17 protein-coding genes are annotated in these 17,055 nt (G+C 39.9%); 12 read left to right on the plus strand and 5 right to left on the minus strand.

The window, feature by feature from the left end; translation table 11 throughout:
- The first annotated feature begins 5 nt into the window (after positions 1 to 5).
- The 7 genes from FXV77_RS05360 (at position 6) to FXV77_RS05390 (ending at position 5,774) form a co-directional block, all read left to right on the plus strand.
- Positions 6 to 671, plus strand: coding sequence for a hypothetical protein (locus FXV77_RS05360; RefSeq protein WP_148918174.1), 666 nt, complete (start codon positions 6 to 8; stop codon positions 669 to 671).
- A gap of 370 nt (positions 672 to 1,041) precedes the next feature.
- Positions 1,042 to 2,034: a helix-turn-helix transcriptional regulator gene (locus FXV77_RS05365; protein WP_148918175.1), complete on the plus strand. Its 993-nt coding sequence runs from the start codon at positions 1,042 to 1,044 to the stop codon at positions 2,032 to 2,034.
- Positions 2,035 to 2,225: 191 nt separating this feature from the next.
- Positions 2,226 to 3,425, plus strand: a complete 1,200-nt coding sequence (locus FXV77_RS05370; protein WP_148918176.1) for a chymotrypsin family serine protease — start codon at positions 2,226 to 2,228, stop codon at positions 3,423 to 3,425.
- Positions 3,426 to 3,503: 78 nt separating this feature from the next.
- Positions 3,504 to 3,968, plus strand: a complete 465-nt coding sequence (locus FXV77_RS05375) for an immunoglobulin-like domain-containing protein (protein ID WP_148918177.1) — start codon at positions 3,504 to 3,506, stop codon at positions 3,966 to 3,968.
- A gap of 76 nt (positions 3,969 to 4,044) precedes the next feature.
- Positions 4,045 to 4,560 (plus strand): immunoglobulin-like domain-containing protein, encoded by a 516-nt coding sequence (locus tag FXV77_RS05380; RefSeq protein ID WP_148918178.1) that lies wholly within the window; start codon positions 4,045 to 4,047, stop codon positions 4,558 to 4,560.
- 428 nt (positions 4,561 to 4,988) lie between these two features.
- Positions 4,989 to 5,180 (plus strand): hypothetical protein, encoded by a 192-nt coding sequence (locus FXV77_RS05385; protein WP_148918179.1) that lies wholly within the window; start codon positions 4,989 to 4,991, stop codon positions 5,178 to 5,180.
- Positions 5,181 to 5,393: 213 nt separating this feature from the next.
- The gene (locus FXV77_RS05390) at positions 5,394 to 5,774 is read left to right on the plus strand and encodes a hypothetical protein (protein WP_148918180.1); all 381 of its coding nucleotides are present in this window, start codon (positions 5,394 to 5,396) and stop codon (positions 5,772 to 5,774) included.
- An 84-nt stretch (positions 5,775 to 5,858) separates the two neighbouring features.
- On the opposite strand, the gene FXV77_RS05395 is transcribed toward FXV77_RS05390, so the two are convergent.
- Genes FXV77_RS05395 through FXV77_RS05405 form a run of 3 tightly spaced genes read right to left on the minus strand, consistent with a single transcriptional unit; the run spans position 5,859 to position 11,681 of the window.
- Positions 5,859 to 7,238: a RagB/SusD family nutrient uptake outer membrane protein gene (locus FXV77_RS05395; RefSeq protein WP_148918181.1), complete on the minus strand. Its 1,380-nt coding sequence runs from the start codon at positions 7,236 to 7,238 to the stop codon at positions 5,859 to 5,861.
- 11 nt (positions 7,239 to 7,249) lie between these two features.
- Positions 7,250 to 10,519: a SusC/RagA family TonB-linked outer membrane protein gene (locus FXV77_RS05400; RefSeq protein WP_148918182.1), complete on the minus strand. Its 3,270-nt coding sequence runs from the start codon at positions 10,517 to 10,519 to the stop codon at positions 7,250 to 7,252.
- A gap of 4 nt (positions 10,520 to 10,523) precedes the next feature.
- Complete coding sequence (locus FXV77_RS05405) at positions 10,524 to 11,681, minus strand: TlpA family protein disulfide reductase (protein WP_148918183.1); 1,158 nt, start codon at positions 11,679 to 11,681, stop codon at positions 10,524 to 10,526.
- A 261-nt stretch (positions 11,682 to 11,942) separates the two neighbouring features.
- Here FXV77_RS05405 and FXV77_RS05410 point away from each other — a divergent pair, with 261 nt between their 5' ends.
- Genes FXV77_RS05410 through FXV77_RS05430 form a run of 5 tightly spaced genes read left to right on the plus strand, consistent with a single transcriptional unit; the run spans position 11,943 to position 13,742 of the window.
- Positions 11,943 to 12,323 carry a helix-turn-helix domain-containing protein gene (locus FXV77_RS05410; protein ID WP_148918184.1) on the plus strand — a complete coding sequence of 127 codons (381 nt, stop codon included), beginning with the start codon at positions 11,943 to 11,945 and terminating at the stop codon, positions 12,321 to 12,323.
- 15 nt (positions 12,324 to 12,338) lie between these two features.
- Entirely contained in the window at positions 12,339 to 12,731 is a 393-nt protein-coding gene (locus FXV77_RS05415) for a helix-turn-helix domain-containing protein (RefSeq protein ID WP_148918185.1), read from the plus strand.
- 18 nt (positions 12,732 to 12,749) lie between these two features.
- Positions 12,750 to 13,121 carry a helix-turn-helix domain-containing protein gene (locus FXV77_RS05420; RefSeq protein ID WP_148918186.1) on the plus strand — a complete coding sequence of 124 codons (372 nt, stop codon included), beginning with the start codon at positions 12,750 to 12,752 and terminating at the stop codon, positions 13,119 to 13,121.
- Between the two features lie 46 nt (positions 13,122 to 13,167).
- Positions 13,168 to 13,383, plus strand: coding sequence for a hypothetical protein (locus tag FXV77_RS05425; protein WP_148918187.1), 216 nt, complete (start codon positions 13,168 to 13,170; stop codon positions 13,381 to 13,383).
- Positions 13,365 to 13,742 carry a type II toxin-antitoxin system VapC family toxin gene (locus FXV77_RS05430; protein ID WP_148918188.1) on the plus strand — a complete coding sequence of 126 codons (378 nt, stop codon included), beginning with the start codon at positions 13,365 to 13,367 and terminating at the stop codon, positions 13,740 to 13,742. Before FXV77_RS05425 ends, FXV77_RS05430 begins: the two co-directional genes overlap by 19 nt.
- A gap of 26 nt (positions 13,743 to 13,768) precedes the next feature.
- Here the strand turns inward: FXV77_RS05430 and FXV77_RS05435 are convergent, their stop codons facing one another.
- Both FXV77_RS05435 and FXV77_RS05440 read right to left on the minus strand, forming a co-directional pair.
- Positions 13,769 to 13,975 (minus strand): DUF6965 family protein, encoded by a 207-nt coding sequence (locus FXV77_RS05435; protein WP_148918189.1) that lies wholly within the window; start codon positions 13,973 to 13,975, stop codon positions 13,769 to 13,771.
- A gap of 28 nt (positions 13,976 to 14,003) precedes the next feature.
- Positions 14,004 to 17,054 (minus strand): DNA polymerase III subunit alpha, encoded by a 3,051-nt coding sequence (locus tag FXV77_RS05440; RefSeq protein WP_148918190.1) that lies wholly within the window; start codon positions 17,052 to 17,054, stop codon positions 14,004 to 14,006.
- Between the last annotated feature and the right edge of the window lies 1 nt (position 17,055).

Consider the following 17,055-nt stretch of genomic DNA (forward strand, 5'->3'; position numbering starts at 1 on the left):
CCACGATGAAAAAACACATTATATTGATATTTATAGCACTCTGCTATTATTTAAGCGAAGTACCGATATTGGCGCAACAGGAAGAAAGAGTAAAACTTCCATTTGAATTTACCGTCTCAGCAGGTGCCGAAATTAATAATTTCTCGAATCTCAACGCCAGATTAAAGGATTTAGGTCTGGACAAGACTAAGCCGGTCATGCTTAGCGGGGGAATCGGAGTGGCTTATGATTTTAATCCTGTTATGCTGGGAACCTCCATCTCTGCCGGTACTTCTGGATTTGGCGATAGATCCGGTCACCAGAGCTATTGGCGGGGTTACTTTTCTAGCAATAGAATCCGCTCGGGTAATATCATTTTTAGCCCCGAGCTGGGACTAGGCTATCAACAATTATCTAATAATGTTGTAAAGGAAGGTTTACAAGGTGAATTTAATGATTTTTTAATATCCACGCCAAATCAGACTAGGTTAGAACACAAAGGTACTGCGCTGGATGTGGGAATTTCATTAAAGAAAGTGACAAGCAGTAGAATAGACCCATTTTTAAGAATTGGCTATAGACATGGCCTTAAATCCAGTTCTTGGAAAATACAAGGTGCAGATGCCGACAATGTTCCATCTGATCGTATCAGTAATGTGTATGTTCAACTTCTGTTAGGGATAGGACGGTAATGAAGTTAGGTTATCGAATAAATCAGTATACATAATAGTTTTTAAAGCGGAACTCATTACTAAACAACAATTGATGTTACCGTTGGAGCAGGATTGACAAGTTGATTGTCTTTCCTGCTTTTCAATATGTATTGTATTGATTCCTCCAAACGATCTATGGTCGACTGTTTGACATCCTTCCCGACCTGACCAATTTGAATTAACTGAATCCGAATTTAACAGTTCACTTTTTTATCATCTTGACATTTGTTATCGTCGTCAAACCTAATAATATCGAGGTCAAATCGCAGTTCGTCGAATATTTTTCATATATGCATAAGATTTGACTATACTTTGCCCCTTAAAGGATTTTACAAGAAAGGAGCTGATCATGGCAAATCCTATAACTATCCACCATGAAGGCGCGTTAGTTGAAGAATTATTTGGTTTAACCGAATGTCCATATTTTAATAATTATCCGTTGAGAGGATTGCCGTGGGATGTCATAAAACACAAAGATTATAATATGTCCCTTCAGGAAATCGACTTTATTGGTAACCATATGCAGCTGTTGGAAATGGAGTGTCTGACAGGAACTTCCATAAGGTTCTCGGTTAATGAACCTTCCATATTCTTTGCTATTATGATTGAGGGTTTTGTAAAGTTCCAAAAAGCGAAAACTTTAGTGTCATACGCTATGAGGGGTGTTTTGTACATGACCTATAGTCCTAGTGCAGATTTCACGCTCCATGCGAGTGCTGGCAAGCATACGATGATGATAGTTTGTATAGATAGCGATTGGTTTAAATCCGCAAAAAGACCGTTCCCTAGATTAGAACCACTTGTGAATTGCATTCAACAGCGAAATGATGAAGTGTTGACCTTACCTATGTGCAGGTTTGCTCAGCCAATTGCTGACCTTTGGGACTCTATGCGAATGCTCTGTTCCGACAACTTCCTGCACAAATTGGAACTTGCAAATCACGTTACAAAGCTTATCGAGTTCTATAATACTCAATTAGAAAACGATAACTATATTAAAGGGCAGTTAGTTACCGAAACAGCGAATCTTTTCTTTATGTATGTTGACGCTAATTATATGTTTGAAAACCGTATCTCTATTGCTTTGGTTTCTGAGCATCTTGGTGAAAGTAAAACTAGGGTTGAAGAATACGCAAAACTCTTGTTTGGAAAATCCTTACTTAAGCATGTGCGGGATCTTCGTATGGCAAAAGCAGCCCAGCTTCTAAAAGAAACAGACGTCCCCGTTTCCGCCCTAGGTTTTAAAGTTGGCTACTCTAATAGATCCCATTTCTTCAAGATCTTTAATGCGTATTTTGACACCTCGCCTCTTGAATACAGGGCACAACATCGTATACATTAATACTAATCAGAAATTTTCGATCCCAACACGCTTTTAGAACCGTTTTTGTGTATTTATCTCCCATTTTCGGATAAAAACACAAAAAGTTGTGCTTTTCTTTGGAAAATGGGAGATACTTTTCATTACTCTGAACAATAACTTTGGTACAGGCAAACTGCCAATAAATATTTTTTAACTAAATACATGGCGTTATGAAAAATTTCCTAATAACAAGTTTAACCGCAATTGCACTTTTGTCTTTTAATGCTTGTTCCAATAACGGTTTAGACCGAGATTTAAGTACTACCGACGGATTGACAGAGGCAAACATTGTAAATGTCGATCAAATGGAACAGGACAATTCCAGTGAATGGGAAGCCAAAGCCAAATATAAACAGCTTCTAAAATCATTCGGTAAAACTCGTACTGCCAAAGGGAGGGAAGTACCCGACTTTCCGGATTATTATGGCGGTGCCTACATCACGAAGAAAGGTACGTTGGCGATCTATATTTATGGTGATTTTGAAGGAGCGAAAAAAAGAGTGGTCTCAATGGTTGGCGAAGGAGACGTTGAATATAAGAAAGCAGATTTTTCGTTCTCTTATCTTCGACAACTTATGGACGAACTCAATGAGTTTGTCTTAAATGAGAAAAATCCATCTATCAGTAGTAATTTCAATGTTTTCGGACTGCGAGATGCGGAAAACTGTATTGTAGTAGAGCTGAAGGAATTCAACGATAATAAAATACAAGAATTTCAAAATTCGGTGGTTAATAGCCCCGCGATTAAATTTGTTCAATCCGAGGGAGAAATTGTATTAAATGTCGATTTATATCCGGGGTGCGAAGTTAGAGCTGGAACTTCAGTCGGATCTTTCGGATTTAGAGCTAGACGTAATTCAGATTCACAAGTAGGCATGGTCACCGCAGGACATGTGATACCTGTCGGCGAAGGTGCTCGGGCGGGGGATATTCCCACTATAATAGGCACTTGTAGTGCTTCGCAAGTAAGCGGGTCGATTGATGCTGCGTTCATTCCAATTACGTTTCCCAACAATTACGTTCCAACCAACATCTTATGTGGATCATCGAACGTATTATCAACGAGTACAGATGAACTTCTGGGTAGTGCTACTGTTTACAAAATTGGACAGGCTACGGGACTTACTTTTGGCCAAGTTATATCAAGTTCTACTTCGGTGACCGTTCAAGGTGGCATAACGCTGACGAATATAGTAAGTACGTCGTATGCTGCCGCTGTTGGAGACAGCGGAGGTATTGTGTATAGCATTGACGCTGGCAATATTCGACCTACAGTTGGGCTTCATTTCGCGAATACAACCAGCGGTTCAACATCATATTATGCGAAGGCCGATGAGGTATTGTCTGCATTTGGATTATCACGATATTAAATATCTCGAAGCAAATAAAGCTGACAATTTTTATGTTATATTTAGACTGTTTTATCCGATATGTCGCATACAATGGTTATGAAAAAACAAAATTTGATTGCTACTTTTATTTTATTATTACTCTTTCAATCTTGCCAAGTGATGAGAGAATCCACTAATCACGATAAATCTGTTGGCAGCCAGGGAAGTGATATTTTGTTTAACGTTAAGCCTAACGTCCTTAGCCTCGTTGACAGTATTAAACGTATTCATTATCGGATCACGAACAACTCTGAGAAAGAGATACATTGCGGTTTAGATTTTTGGGTCGAAAGGTTTGAGGACGAAAGCTGGAGGGAGTTTTCTTTTAAAGAAGAGTTGGTGATTCCGTCGGTTTTAAGAATTGTTCCTATAAGTCAGAGTTTTGAAGATTCTATTGTTATATCTACGCTCTATCATCAAACAGATATTCAAAGAGGCAAATACAGACTTTGTAAGGAGGTTTGGTCAGAAAACGAGCGAGATAAAAAAGTTATACTAACGGCAGAATTTAAAATTGAATAATAAATATTATTTATTGCCTTGTATCATAGAAACTATAACTCTTTATTCGCTTTGTTTTTTCTATAAGAATTTCCCTATGAAAAAAACACTTGTCATACTATCCATAAGCTTTAAGATAGCAATATTTGTATTTACCGTTACAGGATGTCACGGCCATAACAATAACAAAGCAGGCGAGATTCTCGCAGATACCCCTATCAAATCGGACATGGGAATAAGTAAAATTCAACTATTGGAGCAAGACGATATCGGACTTAAATTGGAAGTAACACCCAAAACTTTCCAATTAGCTGATCAAACCATGACGGGAGAATATAGTGTTATTAATGAATCCAGTCATGCTATAAGCTATGGACAGGGATTTGATCTTGAGCACTTCCGTGATAATGAATGGAAAGAAATACCTTTTGAGATGGCCATCGAGGATATTGCCCTTGGATTAAATCCAGACCAAAGTCAGACATTCCCTTTAATGCTATCAAAAATATTAACAAATGGGCAAGTGGGAAAGTATCGGATTGTAAAATATGTGAAGACGAAGCCGAATGATAAACAAAAGATAAAACTGACTGCAGAGTTTAGCGTGGAATAACATCTGTTATAAATGTTTCCATTTTTTCTTCTCAAAATCTGTGCTCACAGGCTAACTGTATAGTTATTTATCTCCCGTTTTCTGTTAAAATCGGCAAATTTGTGGTTTTTCTCCGGAAAATGGGAGATACTCTAAGAATGATCTGTCATTATCTTTGAAAGATAGAAGTACAAGTGTTACTCCTTTTAGATTTTTAAAAGTTTAAGCAACATAAAGACATGGGTTGCGTATTGGGCATTCAGCCATTTTCCCGATGGTAGAGTTCCGACAAGATAGAACCAGGCAGTGAGACCTATCTATTCATATCCGCCAATACGCTGGGATCGTCATCCGGATGTCGGGACATAGGGGCGAGGGTTACATCGTTAAAGTGCAAACAAACCCATTGGGCAAGTGGGGCCTAGGCCGTCCTGCTGAACAGTAGGTAAATGATCCAAGTTAAAAATGGAAGCAATGAACATGAAAGCCACAGCAAGAAAGATGACAGCGTTTTTCAAAAATATGGGAAAGCTGTACTATCCCATAGGGATATGGCTTTATGCCCTGTTCTTGCAAATTTCCTTGATGCCGAAGCTTGTCAGAAAATGTCGAGTCTGTTTCGCATCACTTGGTTGTATTAGCTTAGCCCAGCAGAGAGTCGTTAACAGATTTTATTATCCATGTAGGTTTGCTCTATTTAGGCGTAGCTCGGCCTTTTGGCTTCAAGGACGCTAACTGGCCAATAACCAAGATCCCTCAACTGCATGCTTGTGAGGCAAAATCAGTATGCGAAATATTAACAAACAAGATTGTAAACTAAAGTTCGCACTCATCTTCAAGTGCATATTTTGCCTATGGCAATTTTAAAAAATAACTGGTTACGCACCAGTTCGCTTATAGCATTAATGCTAGCATTCTTCGTTACCGCGAACGCTTCAGAAAACAATGAAGAAAAAAAAGCTGAAAAGGATAAACCAGAAAAGACTATACTGGCAACAACATGGCACTTTATAGGGACATCACTCAGTGAAGTCTTTGAAGAGGACAAATGGCAAAGCGCAGATCCAGGAGAATCGTCTTGTTCTTCTGCTGCACGCCCCTTGCCCTGCGCATACACTGTAACAGATGAGGATATCGCTGATACCGATGAACTGGTTACCTATTTAAGGGCAACACACCAGAACAATCCATCTGCTGTCGCGCCTGCTGCAGATTCCAGAAAGCTAGAAGAATAGTTTGCAGCGTTATCTTTTAAATGTGAAATAAATCATAGACCTTCTCAATACTTTGATGGGTCTATGATTTTTTTGTAAACACTATTACCTAAAATTTTGAGGCATTCCGGTCAATTCAATAATGTCTTCCGGTATAGGTAAAGCATACCGTAGGTCGTTCGGATACAGTATTTGCTCCTTGCCATTCATGGTTCTTTTTAATGTAATGTTGGCTTCTTCTTTATTAAGCCGTTTTAAATCCATCCATCTTAGCCCTCTAAACACCAACTGCTTTCGTCGCTCCTCCAAGATAATATTTAAGGCATTTGTCGCGTTTGATGCCGAGAGTGGAGAAAATGTTCCAGTCTCCCATCTTGTGATTAAAAGTGTATTTAAATCTGCCAAGGCTTCATCGATTTTTTCTTCCCTTGCGAAACATTCCGCCCGGGTCAGATACATTTCATCTGTGGCTAAGCCTAAAAATAGATCAACACTTCCCGAATAGCGACCCTTGAAACCATGCGAGTTGTCTGTATTAGTCGTGAAAAAGAGTGTCTTCCGAAGGTCATTTTCTGCATAAGACTCGTACAATTCATCGACAATTCTCCCCCTAGTCAGGTTTAGTATTTGACCCGGCGACGCCAATGATTGTAAGATCACTTCTTTGTTCAGTTCAACAAAAGGATATGTTGCCGTACTGTTGGTCAATGTATTATAATCGATAAGATCATTGAATATCTGCAGGCATGAATCTGCGTAGCGTCCAGCTTCTTCATATCTCCTCATCGATAGATATGCTCGGGATAAGCAGGCATAAGCCGCAGGACGTGAGGCGCGAATGTAGCTAATCGGAGTTGTCGGTAAAAGTTGAATGGATTTTTTCAGATCTGCAATAACCTGGTCATAGGTCTCCTGTAGAGATGAGCGTACTGATATTTCATTAAAATCCGTGTTTTGACGTAGGGGTAGCCCCAAGTCCGTCGAGGCCGTAGCTTCATCATAGGCTAAACACCATATAAAAGTAGCCCCTAGAATGTTTTTAGCCCGAAAAAGCAATGCCTGTCCCATGATATGATCATATTCGCTGGCATTAGTTTCATCCCGTTCAATATTTTGTAAGCCTTCCAAGACGCTGTTGCTATGGTATACGGCTGTGGAAAAGATACTCCAGTCAATCGAACCCGTCTCAAACAGATGTGTTCCCTCCCATGTATAGGCGCGCCGATGCGCCTCTGATGATAGCGAAGCCCAATCAGCTTGTGTTACATAGAAGTCATCTGAGCTTATCTCTCCGGCATTCGAATCATTGGTAAATGCTGCATGATAGTCCAGCAATGCCTGCAGGTCTTTAAGTGTTGATGGGATAGCCAAGCTCCTGTCCGGTTTTTCATCGAGAAACTTTTCGCATCCCGATATTAAAAGAATAATTATAATGAGAGGTACAGACCTCAAGTATATTATCAAAATGTTATTTCTCTTTTTCATACGAACTTACTTTACATGTTAATCCTAATTCCTAAACTATACGTATTTGGTGGTATAAGCATATTAGTGCTATAACCATAATCCGGGTCAAGACCTTCTTTATTTGCTTTCCATAAAATCCCAAGGTTACTTGCATTTACAAAGAGTTGAAGGCTGCTGAAGGGTAATTGCTTCCATGACGCTTGATCCAGACGGTAAGAAAAATTAATATACTGTAGCCGGATATGATCGCCTTTGAGCACAAAGGGTTCTGTATACCTATAGAAGTTTTCAGCTTGCGTGGAGGCAGGATAGATCACCGCCGGTATGTCCGTTATCAATTCGTCACCCGGGCTTTGCCACCTGCTCGAATAATCGGAATGCCCCTGCCAATTTCGATATAGACTGTTATAGCTGATCGTCGCTTTCCTAAAATAATAATCGAATTTGTACATGATCCTGACAGAAGCGGAAAACCCTTTCCATGTAAAGGTATTGCCTATGGAACCAAACATGGTGGGTATTGCTGATCCATGATATACTAGATCGTCCACTGTGGTATTTTCGCCGGTTAAGTTTCGGTAATCGGAACTGATCTCACCGTCAAGATACCCCCTTGCCATTCCGTTTGTGGGATCAAGACCTGCCCATTTGTAAGAAAGCATAGGATAAACAGGCTTTCCTTTGATACCACTGATCGAAGGGGTAACACTGGTAAAAACGGTACTTGCACGTTCAGAATACCGATAATAATCTATAACTTCATCTTTATTTGTACTGAAGTTAACTTCGGTTTCCCATTTGAAACCTTTATTAATATTGATACTGTTCAATGAGATATCCCAACCGTAACCTTTCATACTTGCTACATTTTTTACAGCCATCGTTCCTATCCCAGACGTGTAATCTATCGGGACGGCTGAAAAAAGATCTGTCGAACGTTTCCGGTAATACTCGATGGAACCTTGGATACGGTTATTTTTTGATCGGAAATCCAATCCTGCATTGAACATACCGGTAGTCTCCCATTTAAGTTTCGGATTTGCGTAGTTGTCAAATCTCGCGTAGGGCAACATGGTATATGGCGAGTTGCCATAATATTGTATGGTGGTAGCAGATGCGAGTGATGGATGGATATTTCCGCTATAGCCATAACTGAGCCTAAATTTAAGATAGGGTAGGTAGTCCTTCATTAAGGTTTGTCCATAAAAGCCTTCTTCGGAAACCGACCAACTGAAGCCAGCAGACCATAATGGATTCCATCGGTCATTGGTTTTAAATCCAAATAGATTGGAGGCGTCCCTTCTTGCGCTTGCAGATACTGTATAACGCTTGTTATAGGTATAGGCTGCATTTGCGTAGAATGAAGCGAACCGGATGTTCTTATGGCTCGCGAAGGTTCTGTCTTCTATAAAAGTCCTCGCCCCGGTTATCGAATGGGGGTATTGTACCGTATAATCCACCCTGCCGGAGGTGTAGGTATTTTCGTCGAAGCCATAAGTCCTACTACTGTGGCTTATCGGCATCGTTTCACGGATTTCGCCTCCAAGAATTGCAGTGATGGAATGCTTTCCAAAAATTTTGTCATAGTTCAATTGTCCACGCAGATTGTGGGCGGACAGTTTAGTGTCTGTGTAATCCACTATCCCGCCGGGTGGAACCCTAAAGATTATGTTACCCGTCCCATCGATTTCGGCACGTCCATTTATATAGTTACGCGCAAAGTAACTATCCACTCCCTGGTTGTTCCGGTTTTCAGTGTTCTGACGTTCGTATTGGTATTTGAGATCAATATTAAAGCCGTTGGGAAGTCTATAGTTCACGCCAATATTTGCAAGAAGGTCGGCCAGATCATTAGTTCCTTCGATAGATTTGTAATCTTCCAAAGGATAATACCGCCAGTCCAAAAGCCTGCCATCACCGAATGTTTCTATATATGGATATCGCCAATCCTTCACTATCGCTAAAGGTTTTCCATCTTCGTTCGCAAATCTAGCATAAGGATAAAGCCCTCCGCTCCTTGCTGTTACTTCACCGATGCCCTGTCTTCCGGAGGCACTCTTACTTTGGGTAAAAGTCAGTCCCGAAGTGATATTCAAGTTCTTGATAGGGGAAATCTGGTTCTGGAACCGGAGGTTTACCCTTTTATATCCGGCATCGAGGTTGTCCGTATTGTTATCGTAACCCGCCGCAAGGCTCCAGCCCATAATCTGTGAACCGCCCCTTAGGTTTAAGTTATATTGCTGCTTTATCCCCCGTTGGTAGATATATTTATCAAAATCATTTCTTACATCGTGATTCCGCAATGCATTTATTTCCGAGTCGATCTGGGCAATTTCTGCCGCGCTTGCCGTTTCTCGCTTGATTAGTAGTTCAACCACCGGAGAGAGTGCAGGTCTGCTGTTCGAGTTGATATCATTATTGTAGAAACCGTTTGTATACAGCATATGCTCAACATCAATAAAGTCCGAAGACGATATTGCGCGCGTATAAAAAAGGTTCGGTTTGTTCACTATAGACGAATTTGCAGAGAAGTCTACCTGTAAAGGTTGATTCTGTTTACCTTTTTTTGTAGTGATTACAATCACTCCATTGGCCGCTTTTGCTCCCCATATAGAGGCTGCCGCCGCATCTTTTAAGATGGTAATACTTTCGACATCATTAGGGTTGATATTGTCAAGATCGCCATCATACGGAAAGTTGTCAAGAACTATCAGCGGTTCCGTCATATTACTTTGTAACGTGCTTAATCCCCTTATACTTATTCGGGGACTGGAACTTGTTCCGCGATCGAACATCAGCCCATTTGCAGTAGCTTCCAATCTGCTCAGCACGTCTGTACTTATCTGCTGGTTGAATTTGTTGTTGTCTATGTATGTGTAGGAACCAGTGCTGCGCTCTTTGGATAAAGCTTGATAACCGGTTGAAACTAATACATCAATGTTCTCTATTGTTGTACTTTCCTCCTTTAATTTAAGGATCAGTCTTTTGTTTGTAGAAAGCTCTTGTATATTAATGACGGTATCCAAAGGTGTAAATCCTATTAGGGATATACCGAGATTGATAATATCGGTAGGTTGTGTGATAAATAACTCGAAATTCCCGTCCCTGTCGGTGAAAATATATCCTTGAGATTTATCGTTCTTTTGATAAATACTTACTCCTGCAAGAGGTTTTGCACTGTCTGCATTAGTTATCTTGCCCCTTATCCTTTGTTGGGCTTGAGAGCTGACTATAGAGGTCAACAGAAACACCATAAGTATTAGTGTATTTTTGAAATGTCGCAATTTTTCTTTTTTCATTATTTTAGTCTTTAACGGTTGCCTTTACATCGTCACGTATGACAAACACCTTTTTATCCTGTCCGTCAATCCTCCTTGATTCTATTTGCGCGTAATAATCGGTAGCGGAGTTGATCAGTTCAAGAATAGCTGGATAAAGGTCACGTGGATTCTGTAATGGTAGAATGATATCGTAGCTGTACAGATTGTGCTTTTGCCATTCTTCTTCACTTACGTCAACATTGGCTTTTTTGTGTGAGGCCTCATAAATTCGGAAATCAACTTTTTCTGGTTCGGCAACGTCTATGACGATGCTTTCTTTGGTATCAAATCGGTCACCGTTTTTACTAAATAAGTGCACCGCAACAAACTCGTACATGGACAACAAGGATGAATTTATGTTACACCTTCCTTTAACCGCATTATCCTTGATACGATAAAAGGATTGACTGGATAGACCTCTCTGCTGTCCTTTCACGAAGACTGAATATGTCTTTAGCTCCGTATTGCCACCATAATAATCTGATAAGAATAGAGGTTTCTCTCTATCCAGTGTAATTTTTGTTACCATTTTAGAATTTCGGTCTTGGAGTATTGCTGCAATGTTTTCCTTGGTCATTTCTTTTGCATCGGTGACATCCAGTACTTCGCCTTTCGATGTTAACCAGACGACATGTGGTATGTCGTGGTGGGGGAACAGCTTTTTGAAGATTGAATCATGCAAAACAGAGTTTATATATCGGTGGTTTTTACCCGATCCCCTCTGGAAGAATCTCTCGACTATATCCCTTTTTTCATGGGTTATAGCTAGAACTTTAACCTCATCAATGAATTCCGTTTGCAGCTCATTGATTTTTGGGAAGTTCTTTATGCAAGATGCGCACCAAGTCGCCCAAAAATCCAGTATTATAAGCTTCTTGTCTCGATAGTCGTTCAATGTTATCGTATCCTTTCCTTCGGGATGGTTGACAACCTGTAACGGCAGGTGCCAAAGTTCCTCGGGAATGGTGCTCCCGATTTTTAGCGGAGTGACATCTAAAGAAGCAGTCCGTGCGGACACGGACTGCGATTGAGCCTTGGCGGCTCCAAACAGCATGAAACAGATCGTGAGTATCCTTGATAACCTGGTTATCGGGATATTACTTCTTAAATTGGGCGCAGCCCATGCCATTAGATAATTCATATCTTTACTTGTTTTAAATATTTGCTTTTGGGAGAAAATTTATTGTGTTAACATTATATTCATAAAAGGCCGGTCAGCACTCATTCCGGTGCTGTTATTAAATTTTTATATAGCCCTTTTTTGCCCACTATGGTGTATATTTGATATAGTTAGCTAAATAAAAGGTTTTAGCACAAAATGAAATATTTTTGGCTTCCCACACAGGAAGTTTAACTTACTTTAGAGGAAGTTTTGTATATTTGGGGTATAAATGAGAATAATATGAAAATAGGGCAGAAAATTAAAGATTTGCGGTCTAGAAAAGGGTATTCGTCAAAGTTTGTAGCTGAGGAAATCGGGATAAGCGAAGAAGAATATTTAGAGATAGAAAACGGAGGCGATGTTCTTTGGAGTGTAGTTGAGGCTATTGCTAATAGGCTTTCTACAAATGTTGTAGATCTTATGTTACTTGATGAATCTCCATTTGGAATTCGCAATTATTTCAACAATAACAATGGTAATCAAGGAAAGATCATAAATGTTCAGACTATTGATCAAGAGGAAGTAAGAAATGCCTATAAAGAGCTGTATTTTGAACAAGTTAAACGTATACCGAAACTAGAAAAACTCCTATTAGAAAATAACATTGAGTTTGATTTTTAAAGATTTAGAAACGCTATGAGAGTAGGCGGCAACATCAAGGAAATTCGAGAGTTTGAGAAAAATCTTAAGAGAAGCCATGTTGCCGAAAAGTTAAAGATCTCAACAAGAGCGTATGCTAATATCGAAAATGATATTGCGGACATAACCCTAAATCGACTTGAGGAAATAGCAAATGTTTTAGGTTGTACGCCTTTATACATTTTGGGATATAAAGATTACAAAAAGAGTTTCTACAATTCGATACACAATAACAGTGGAAATCAAGGAACTATTAAAATTAATCAATCGAACATGGGAGACAGTCTTTTAGGAATTATATATGATTTACAAAAAGAGCTTATTGAAAGCGAAAGAAAGCGTATTACCCTCCTTGAAGAGGTGTTGAAACAGAATAATATCAAGGTTTAATTTTTAGATAGAGAAGTTATGTTAAAAGTAGGTGACATCATTAAAGAGATTAGGGAAAAGCAAAAAGGTCTGCGACAAGAGGATGTTGCAAAAGCACTAGGCATATCAACAAAGGCGTATGCTAATATAGAAAACAATGTTTCCGATATAACGCTGACCAGGCTACAACAGTTGTCTGAAATCTTAGGCGTTTCTCCAGAATATGTCTTAAACTTTCAAGACAAATCCACTTATACTAATGTGTTCAATAACTATGAAGGGAACCAAGGCACAATAAATATGTTCCAAGGATGTTCTTCTGATCAGATAAAGAACTTGGAACATGAAGTAGAAAAGAGCAAAAGAGAAGCAAGCCGTTTGCAGGCTAAGATACACACTAGAAATAATTAGTTAGCTTCTCAAGAAAGTCGAAATTTTAATTAAAACAACAACTGGTATGGCTACGATAATTATACATCCCAAAACAAAAGAAGAGGTTACTCTTTTTGAGTATTTGGCTAAGCAATTAAAAACACCTTATGAGATAAAGGATAAACTTGCAAAGGCGGACAAAAAGCCTTCGGATTTCTTTGGGACGATATCTGAGAAAGAAGGCAAGAAGATGCATTCTCATCTAAATAAAAGTAGAGAAGAATGGGAACGGGATATTTAATTGATACGAACGTGTTGATTGATGCTCAAATGGATCGTCTTCCAGCGGAAAGCAAAGCGTTTTTGGCAAAAATCATAGATGAAAACTTTACAATTTCATTTGTGACATATATAGAATATCTCGGCTTTAAGGGCGTGAGCAAAATGGCGGAGCAGTTTATTAAATTGGCCGACGTCATAGAAATCGATAAAAGCATAATTGACACTTGTATCGATTTACGAAAAAAACATACAATAAAACTGCCGGATGCCATCATAGCAGCCACCGCTCTCGCTAAGAAACTGACGCTATTGACCAGAAATACCGCAGATTTCAAAGGTATCAAGGGGTTGAAACTCATAAACCCTTGGGAGATCTAATGTCCGCGTAATAAAAGTGGCGTATCCTATGGTTGGCTACTTACTGCTTTATAAAAAGCAATTAGCCGTAAATAAGCTGGACATTTTTCCAAATCTTTTTTCCAATTTTCCACCTCAATAAATTGGGTCTTGAGAAACTGTGGTACATCCAGTACTCTCTGATGCGATTGTAGCTCGACAACATCCGGGAATTCCTTCCCTAACAATGCACTTTTCAATTCTTCAATACTCATGCGCAAATATATCAAATTTATCACCTATTCACATCCGATGTCTGGGCAATCCAATTTCGTGCTCCTGTGGATAGGGATCACGATGTGTCAAGCTTACATCTTCTTTGAGATTCCGGTGTGTGTCAAACTCCCGTTCTTTATCATGCGAATACCGAGGATCTGGAATAAATGGCATTTTAGCCATTTTGGTAATTGTCATTGTCGGAAAGTGATAATCCACTTCCACAATACCTAACAGCAGATAGCACCCGCCTCCCTGAAAAGGATACCTCGACAAGCAATCTGGAAAATGTGCTGTATCAAAATAATCGCCGTTAGCGTCTACCCACGTACCAAAATACATCGTACCCCGTTTGGTTGGTACGTGTTTGCGTGAAATCAAATACGCTAACATTTTGACTTCTCTTTTATGGACATGTACAAGATCCCTTGCCATAACAATGCCCCGGTATTTTGTCTTTAATAAATCAAAGGGTGAGCAGGAGATGGGAAAGCCTAGGAGTTCGATTTCATCAAAAGCATCCTCGAAAGGGGAACGTTCCAATACCGGTAACTTATATTCTTTTGCCGGTTCCTGCAAAAGGGTAAGATTCCGGTTTTCGGGTTTGAAGTTCACCAATAATAAACGGGCTTGGACAAGGAGTTCATTTTTGCTTTTCCCCGTAAAGCGGAAAGCCCCGATAAAGATAAGTATTTGCACTCCCTCAATACCGATAGGTATTCGTCGGATGAAATCTTCCAAAGAAAGATACTCACCATTACAATCACGCTCATGAGGAATAAGCTGAGCAATCTTTGCTTCCAAACTTTGCAGATGCATAAACCCTAAATAGACATCTTCGCTATAAATGGTTGTTTCATATTCGCTTTTGTTTACGCAGGGATTAAGAATGTTAGCCCCTGACATCCGTGCTTCATGTACATAGACTTCTGTACGGTAAAAACCGCCCATGTTATTGATCACCGCTACCATGAACTCCAAGGGATAATAAACCTTGAGATAGAGACTCTGATAGCTTTCTACCGCATAGGATGCCGAGTGTGCTTTACAGAACGAATACCCTGCAAAAGATTCAATTTGCCGGTATACTTCACGACTCAAGGCTTCTGGATGTCCTTTCCTCTCACAAGAATCAAAGAAATTGTCTTTTACCTTTTGCAATGCAGATAATGATCGTCCTTTACCGCTCATCGCACGCCGAAGAATGTCGCCATCCGCAGCACTCAATCCTCCAAAATACATGGCTATTTTTATTACATCTTCTTGATAAACCATAATACCATAGGTATCGCCAAGATGTTCTTTAAATACTTCGTGAAAATACTCGAACTTATCGGGATAGTTGTGTCGGAAAATATACTCCTTCATCATTCCGCTTTTGGCTACTCCGGGACGGATAATTGACGAAGCTGCCACCAACGTCCTGTAATTATCACATTTCAGCCTACGGAGTAACCCACGCATGGCTGGAGATTCAATATAAAAACAGCCGATAGTTTTGCCTCGACTAAGATAGTCGTTGCATACTGGTTCATCTTTGGATAAAGAAGTGTCTCTTATGTCAAGGGTGATCCCTCTATTTTTCCTGATGAGCTTTACAGTATCGTTAATATGCCCAATGCCTCTTTGCGATAGTATATCGAATTTTTCAAAACCAATATCCTCCGCAATATGCATATCAAACTGCACGATCGAAAAACCTTTAGGTGGCATTTCCAGTGCTGTATAATTTGTTATCGGTTCCTCAGAGATCAAAATACCACAGGAATGCATGCTTCGCTGATTGGGATATTTTTCAAGCATCTTTCCATATTTATGCACGAGTTTCACAACGGAGTTGTCGTCGTGCTGATCAATTGGCGAAGTAGCCAATGTATCCAGTTCTTCTTTAGGAAGTCCAAACACTTTACCGACTTCACGGAAAATAGAGCGATATTTAAACTCTACATTCGTTCCACAGAATGCTACATGCTCTTTGCCATATCGATCAAAAATGTATTGCAATATGGTGTCCCGTTCCTGCCAGCTCCAATCAATGTCGAAATCGGGAGGTGTCTTACGATTGAGGTTCAGGAAACGTTCAAAATATAGATCGAGTTCCAGTGGACAGATGTCGGTAATCCCGAGGCAGTAGGCAATAATGCTATTGGCACCACTTCCACGGCCGATATGCATAAAGCCCAGGGAATTACTATAACGTATGATATCCCAGGTGATCAGAAAATAACCGCTAAAACCGAGTTCATCGATGACTTTCAATTCCCTCTCTACCCGCTCGTGGGCTTGGGGATGATTTTCACCATATCTTTTTTTCAGACCTGCATACGCCAATCCTTTGAGTAGTTTGATGTCATCCTCTTTATTTCTGGTGTAGTGCTTTTTATTTTTTGGAGTACTGTAGTCAAACTCAAAACAGCAGATTTCCTGCACCTTGACGGTATTGGCAATGATTTGCGGATACTGCCGATAAATTGGCAACAATTCTTCCAGTGGCTTCATGGTTTCATCGACACGACAAAAATCTTCCTCAGTCAATTTGGAGAGGATGACATTACAGTCAATGGCACGCAGAATCCGGTGTAGGTTGTGCTCTGCTTTATTGGAAACGGTGACGGATTGCAGAATTACCATCGTATTTATCCATTTTCCCCATTCTGGACGGACAAGTATATTTAACTGATCCGGACGGATGCCGATGTACTCGTTCTCTTTCAATTGCTCGGGGACATTGGAAATAGGATAGATGGTAATAACTTCCTGAAACGCAGGGCCAACCTTTGGTAGTTCTACGCCTTCACATTTATGGGCAGTTAATAGCCTGCAAATCTCACCAATTCCAGAACGTCTTTTTGCTAGTGTAACATACAGCAATCGGTTATCGTTCCTGATTTCCATCCCGACAATAGGTTTAATACCAGCTTTTTGGCATACTTTTGTAAAGTCGTAAATGCCCGTGACGGTATTAATATCGGTAAGCCCGAGTGTCGTAATGTTCATGGCTCTTGCCTGCTCCACAAGTGTTTCCAACGAAATAGTACCATAGCGCAAACTATGGTAGGAATGACAATTAAGATACATA

Origin of the sequence: Sphingobacterium phlebotomi (assembly GCF_008180195.1) — a bacterium.
In the GTDB taxonomy this organism is placed as follows: Bacteria; Bacteroidota; Bacteroidia; order Sphingobacteriales; family Sphingobacteriaceae; genus Sphingobacterium; species Sphingobacterium phlebotomi.

What these genes read in the sequence shown, in the direction of transcription:
- FXV77_RS05430 (WP_148918188.1), top strand. Translation starts at nt 13,365, where the DNA reads ATGGGAACGGGATATTTAATTGATACGAACGTGTTGATTGATGCTCAA.
- FXV77_RS05410 (WP_148918184.1), top strand. Translation starts at nt 11,943, where the DNA reads ATGAAAATAGGGCAGAAAATTAAAGATTTGCGGTCTAGAAAAGGGTAT.
- FXV77_RS05400 (WP_148918182.1), bottom strand. Translation starts at nt 10,519, where the DNA reads ATGAAAAAAGAAAAATTGCGACATTTCAAAAATACACTAATACTTATG.
- FXV77_RS05390 (WP_148918180.1), top strand. Translation starts at nt 5,394, where the DNA reads ATGGCAATTTTAAAAAATAACTGGTTACGCACCAGTTCGCTTATAGCA.
- FXV77_RS05435 (WP_148918189.1), bottom strand. Translation starts at nt 13,975, where the DNA reads ATGAGTATTGAAGAATTGAAAAGTGCATTGTTAGGGAAGGAATTCCCG.
- FXV77_RS05405 (WP_148918183.1), bottom strand. Translation starts at nt 11,681, where the DNA reads ATGAATTATCTAATGGCATGGGCTGCGCCCAATTTAAGAAGTAATATC.
- FXV77_RS05370 (WP_148918176.1), top strand. Translation starts at nt 2,226, where the DNA reads ATGAAAAATTTCCTAATAACAAGTTTAACCGCAATTGCACTTTTGTCT.
- FXV77_RS05360 (WP_148918174.1), top strand. Translation starts at nt 6, where the DNA reads ATGAAAAAACACATTATATTGATATTTATAGCACTCTGCTATTATTTA.
- FXV77_RS05395 (WP_148918181.1), bottom strand. Translation starts at nt 7,238, where the DNA reads ATGAAAAAGAGAAATAACATTTTGATAATATACTTGAGGTCTGTACCT.
- FXV77_RS05425 (WP_148918187.1), top strand. Translation starts at nt 13,168, where the DNA reads ATGGCTACGATAATTATACATCCCAAAACAAAAGAAGAGGTTACTCTT.
- FXV77_RS05415 (WP_148918185.1), top strand. Translation starts at nt 12,339, where the DNA reads ATGAGAGTAGGCGGCAACATCAAGGAAATTCGAGAGTTTGAGAAAAAT.
- FXV77_RS05385 (WP_148918179.1), top strand. Translation starts at nt 4,989, where the DNA reads ATGATCCAAGTTAAAAATGGAAGCAATGAACATGAAAGCCACAGCAAG.
- FXV77_RS05420 (WP_148918186.1), top strand. Translation starts at nt 12,750, where the DNA reads ATGTTAAAAGTAGGTGACATCATTAAAGAGATTAGGGAAAAGCAAAAA.
- FXV77_RS05380 (WP_148918178.1), top strand. Translation starts at nt 4,045, where the DNA reads ATGAAAAAAACACTTGTCATACTATCCATAAGCTTTAAGATAGCAATA.
- FXV77_RS05375 (WP_148918177.1), top strand. Translation starts at nt 3,504, where the DNA reads ATGAAAAAACAAAATTTGATTGCTACTTTTATTTTATTATTACTCTTT.
- FXV77_RS05365 (WP_148918175.1), top strand. Translation starts at nt 1,042, where the DNA reads ATGGCAAATCCTATAACTATCCACCATGAAGGCGCGTTAGTTGAAGAA.
- FXV77_RS05440 (WP_148918190.1), bottom strand. Translation starts at nt 17,054, where the DNA reads ATGTATCTTAATTGTCATTCCTACCATAGTTTGCGCTATGGTACTATT.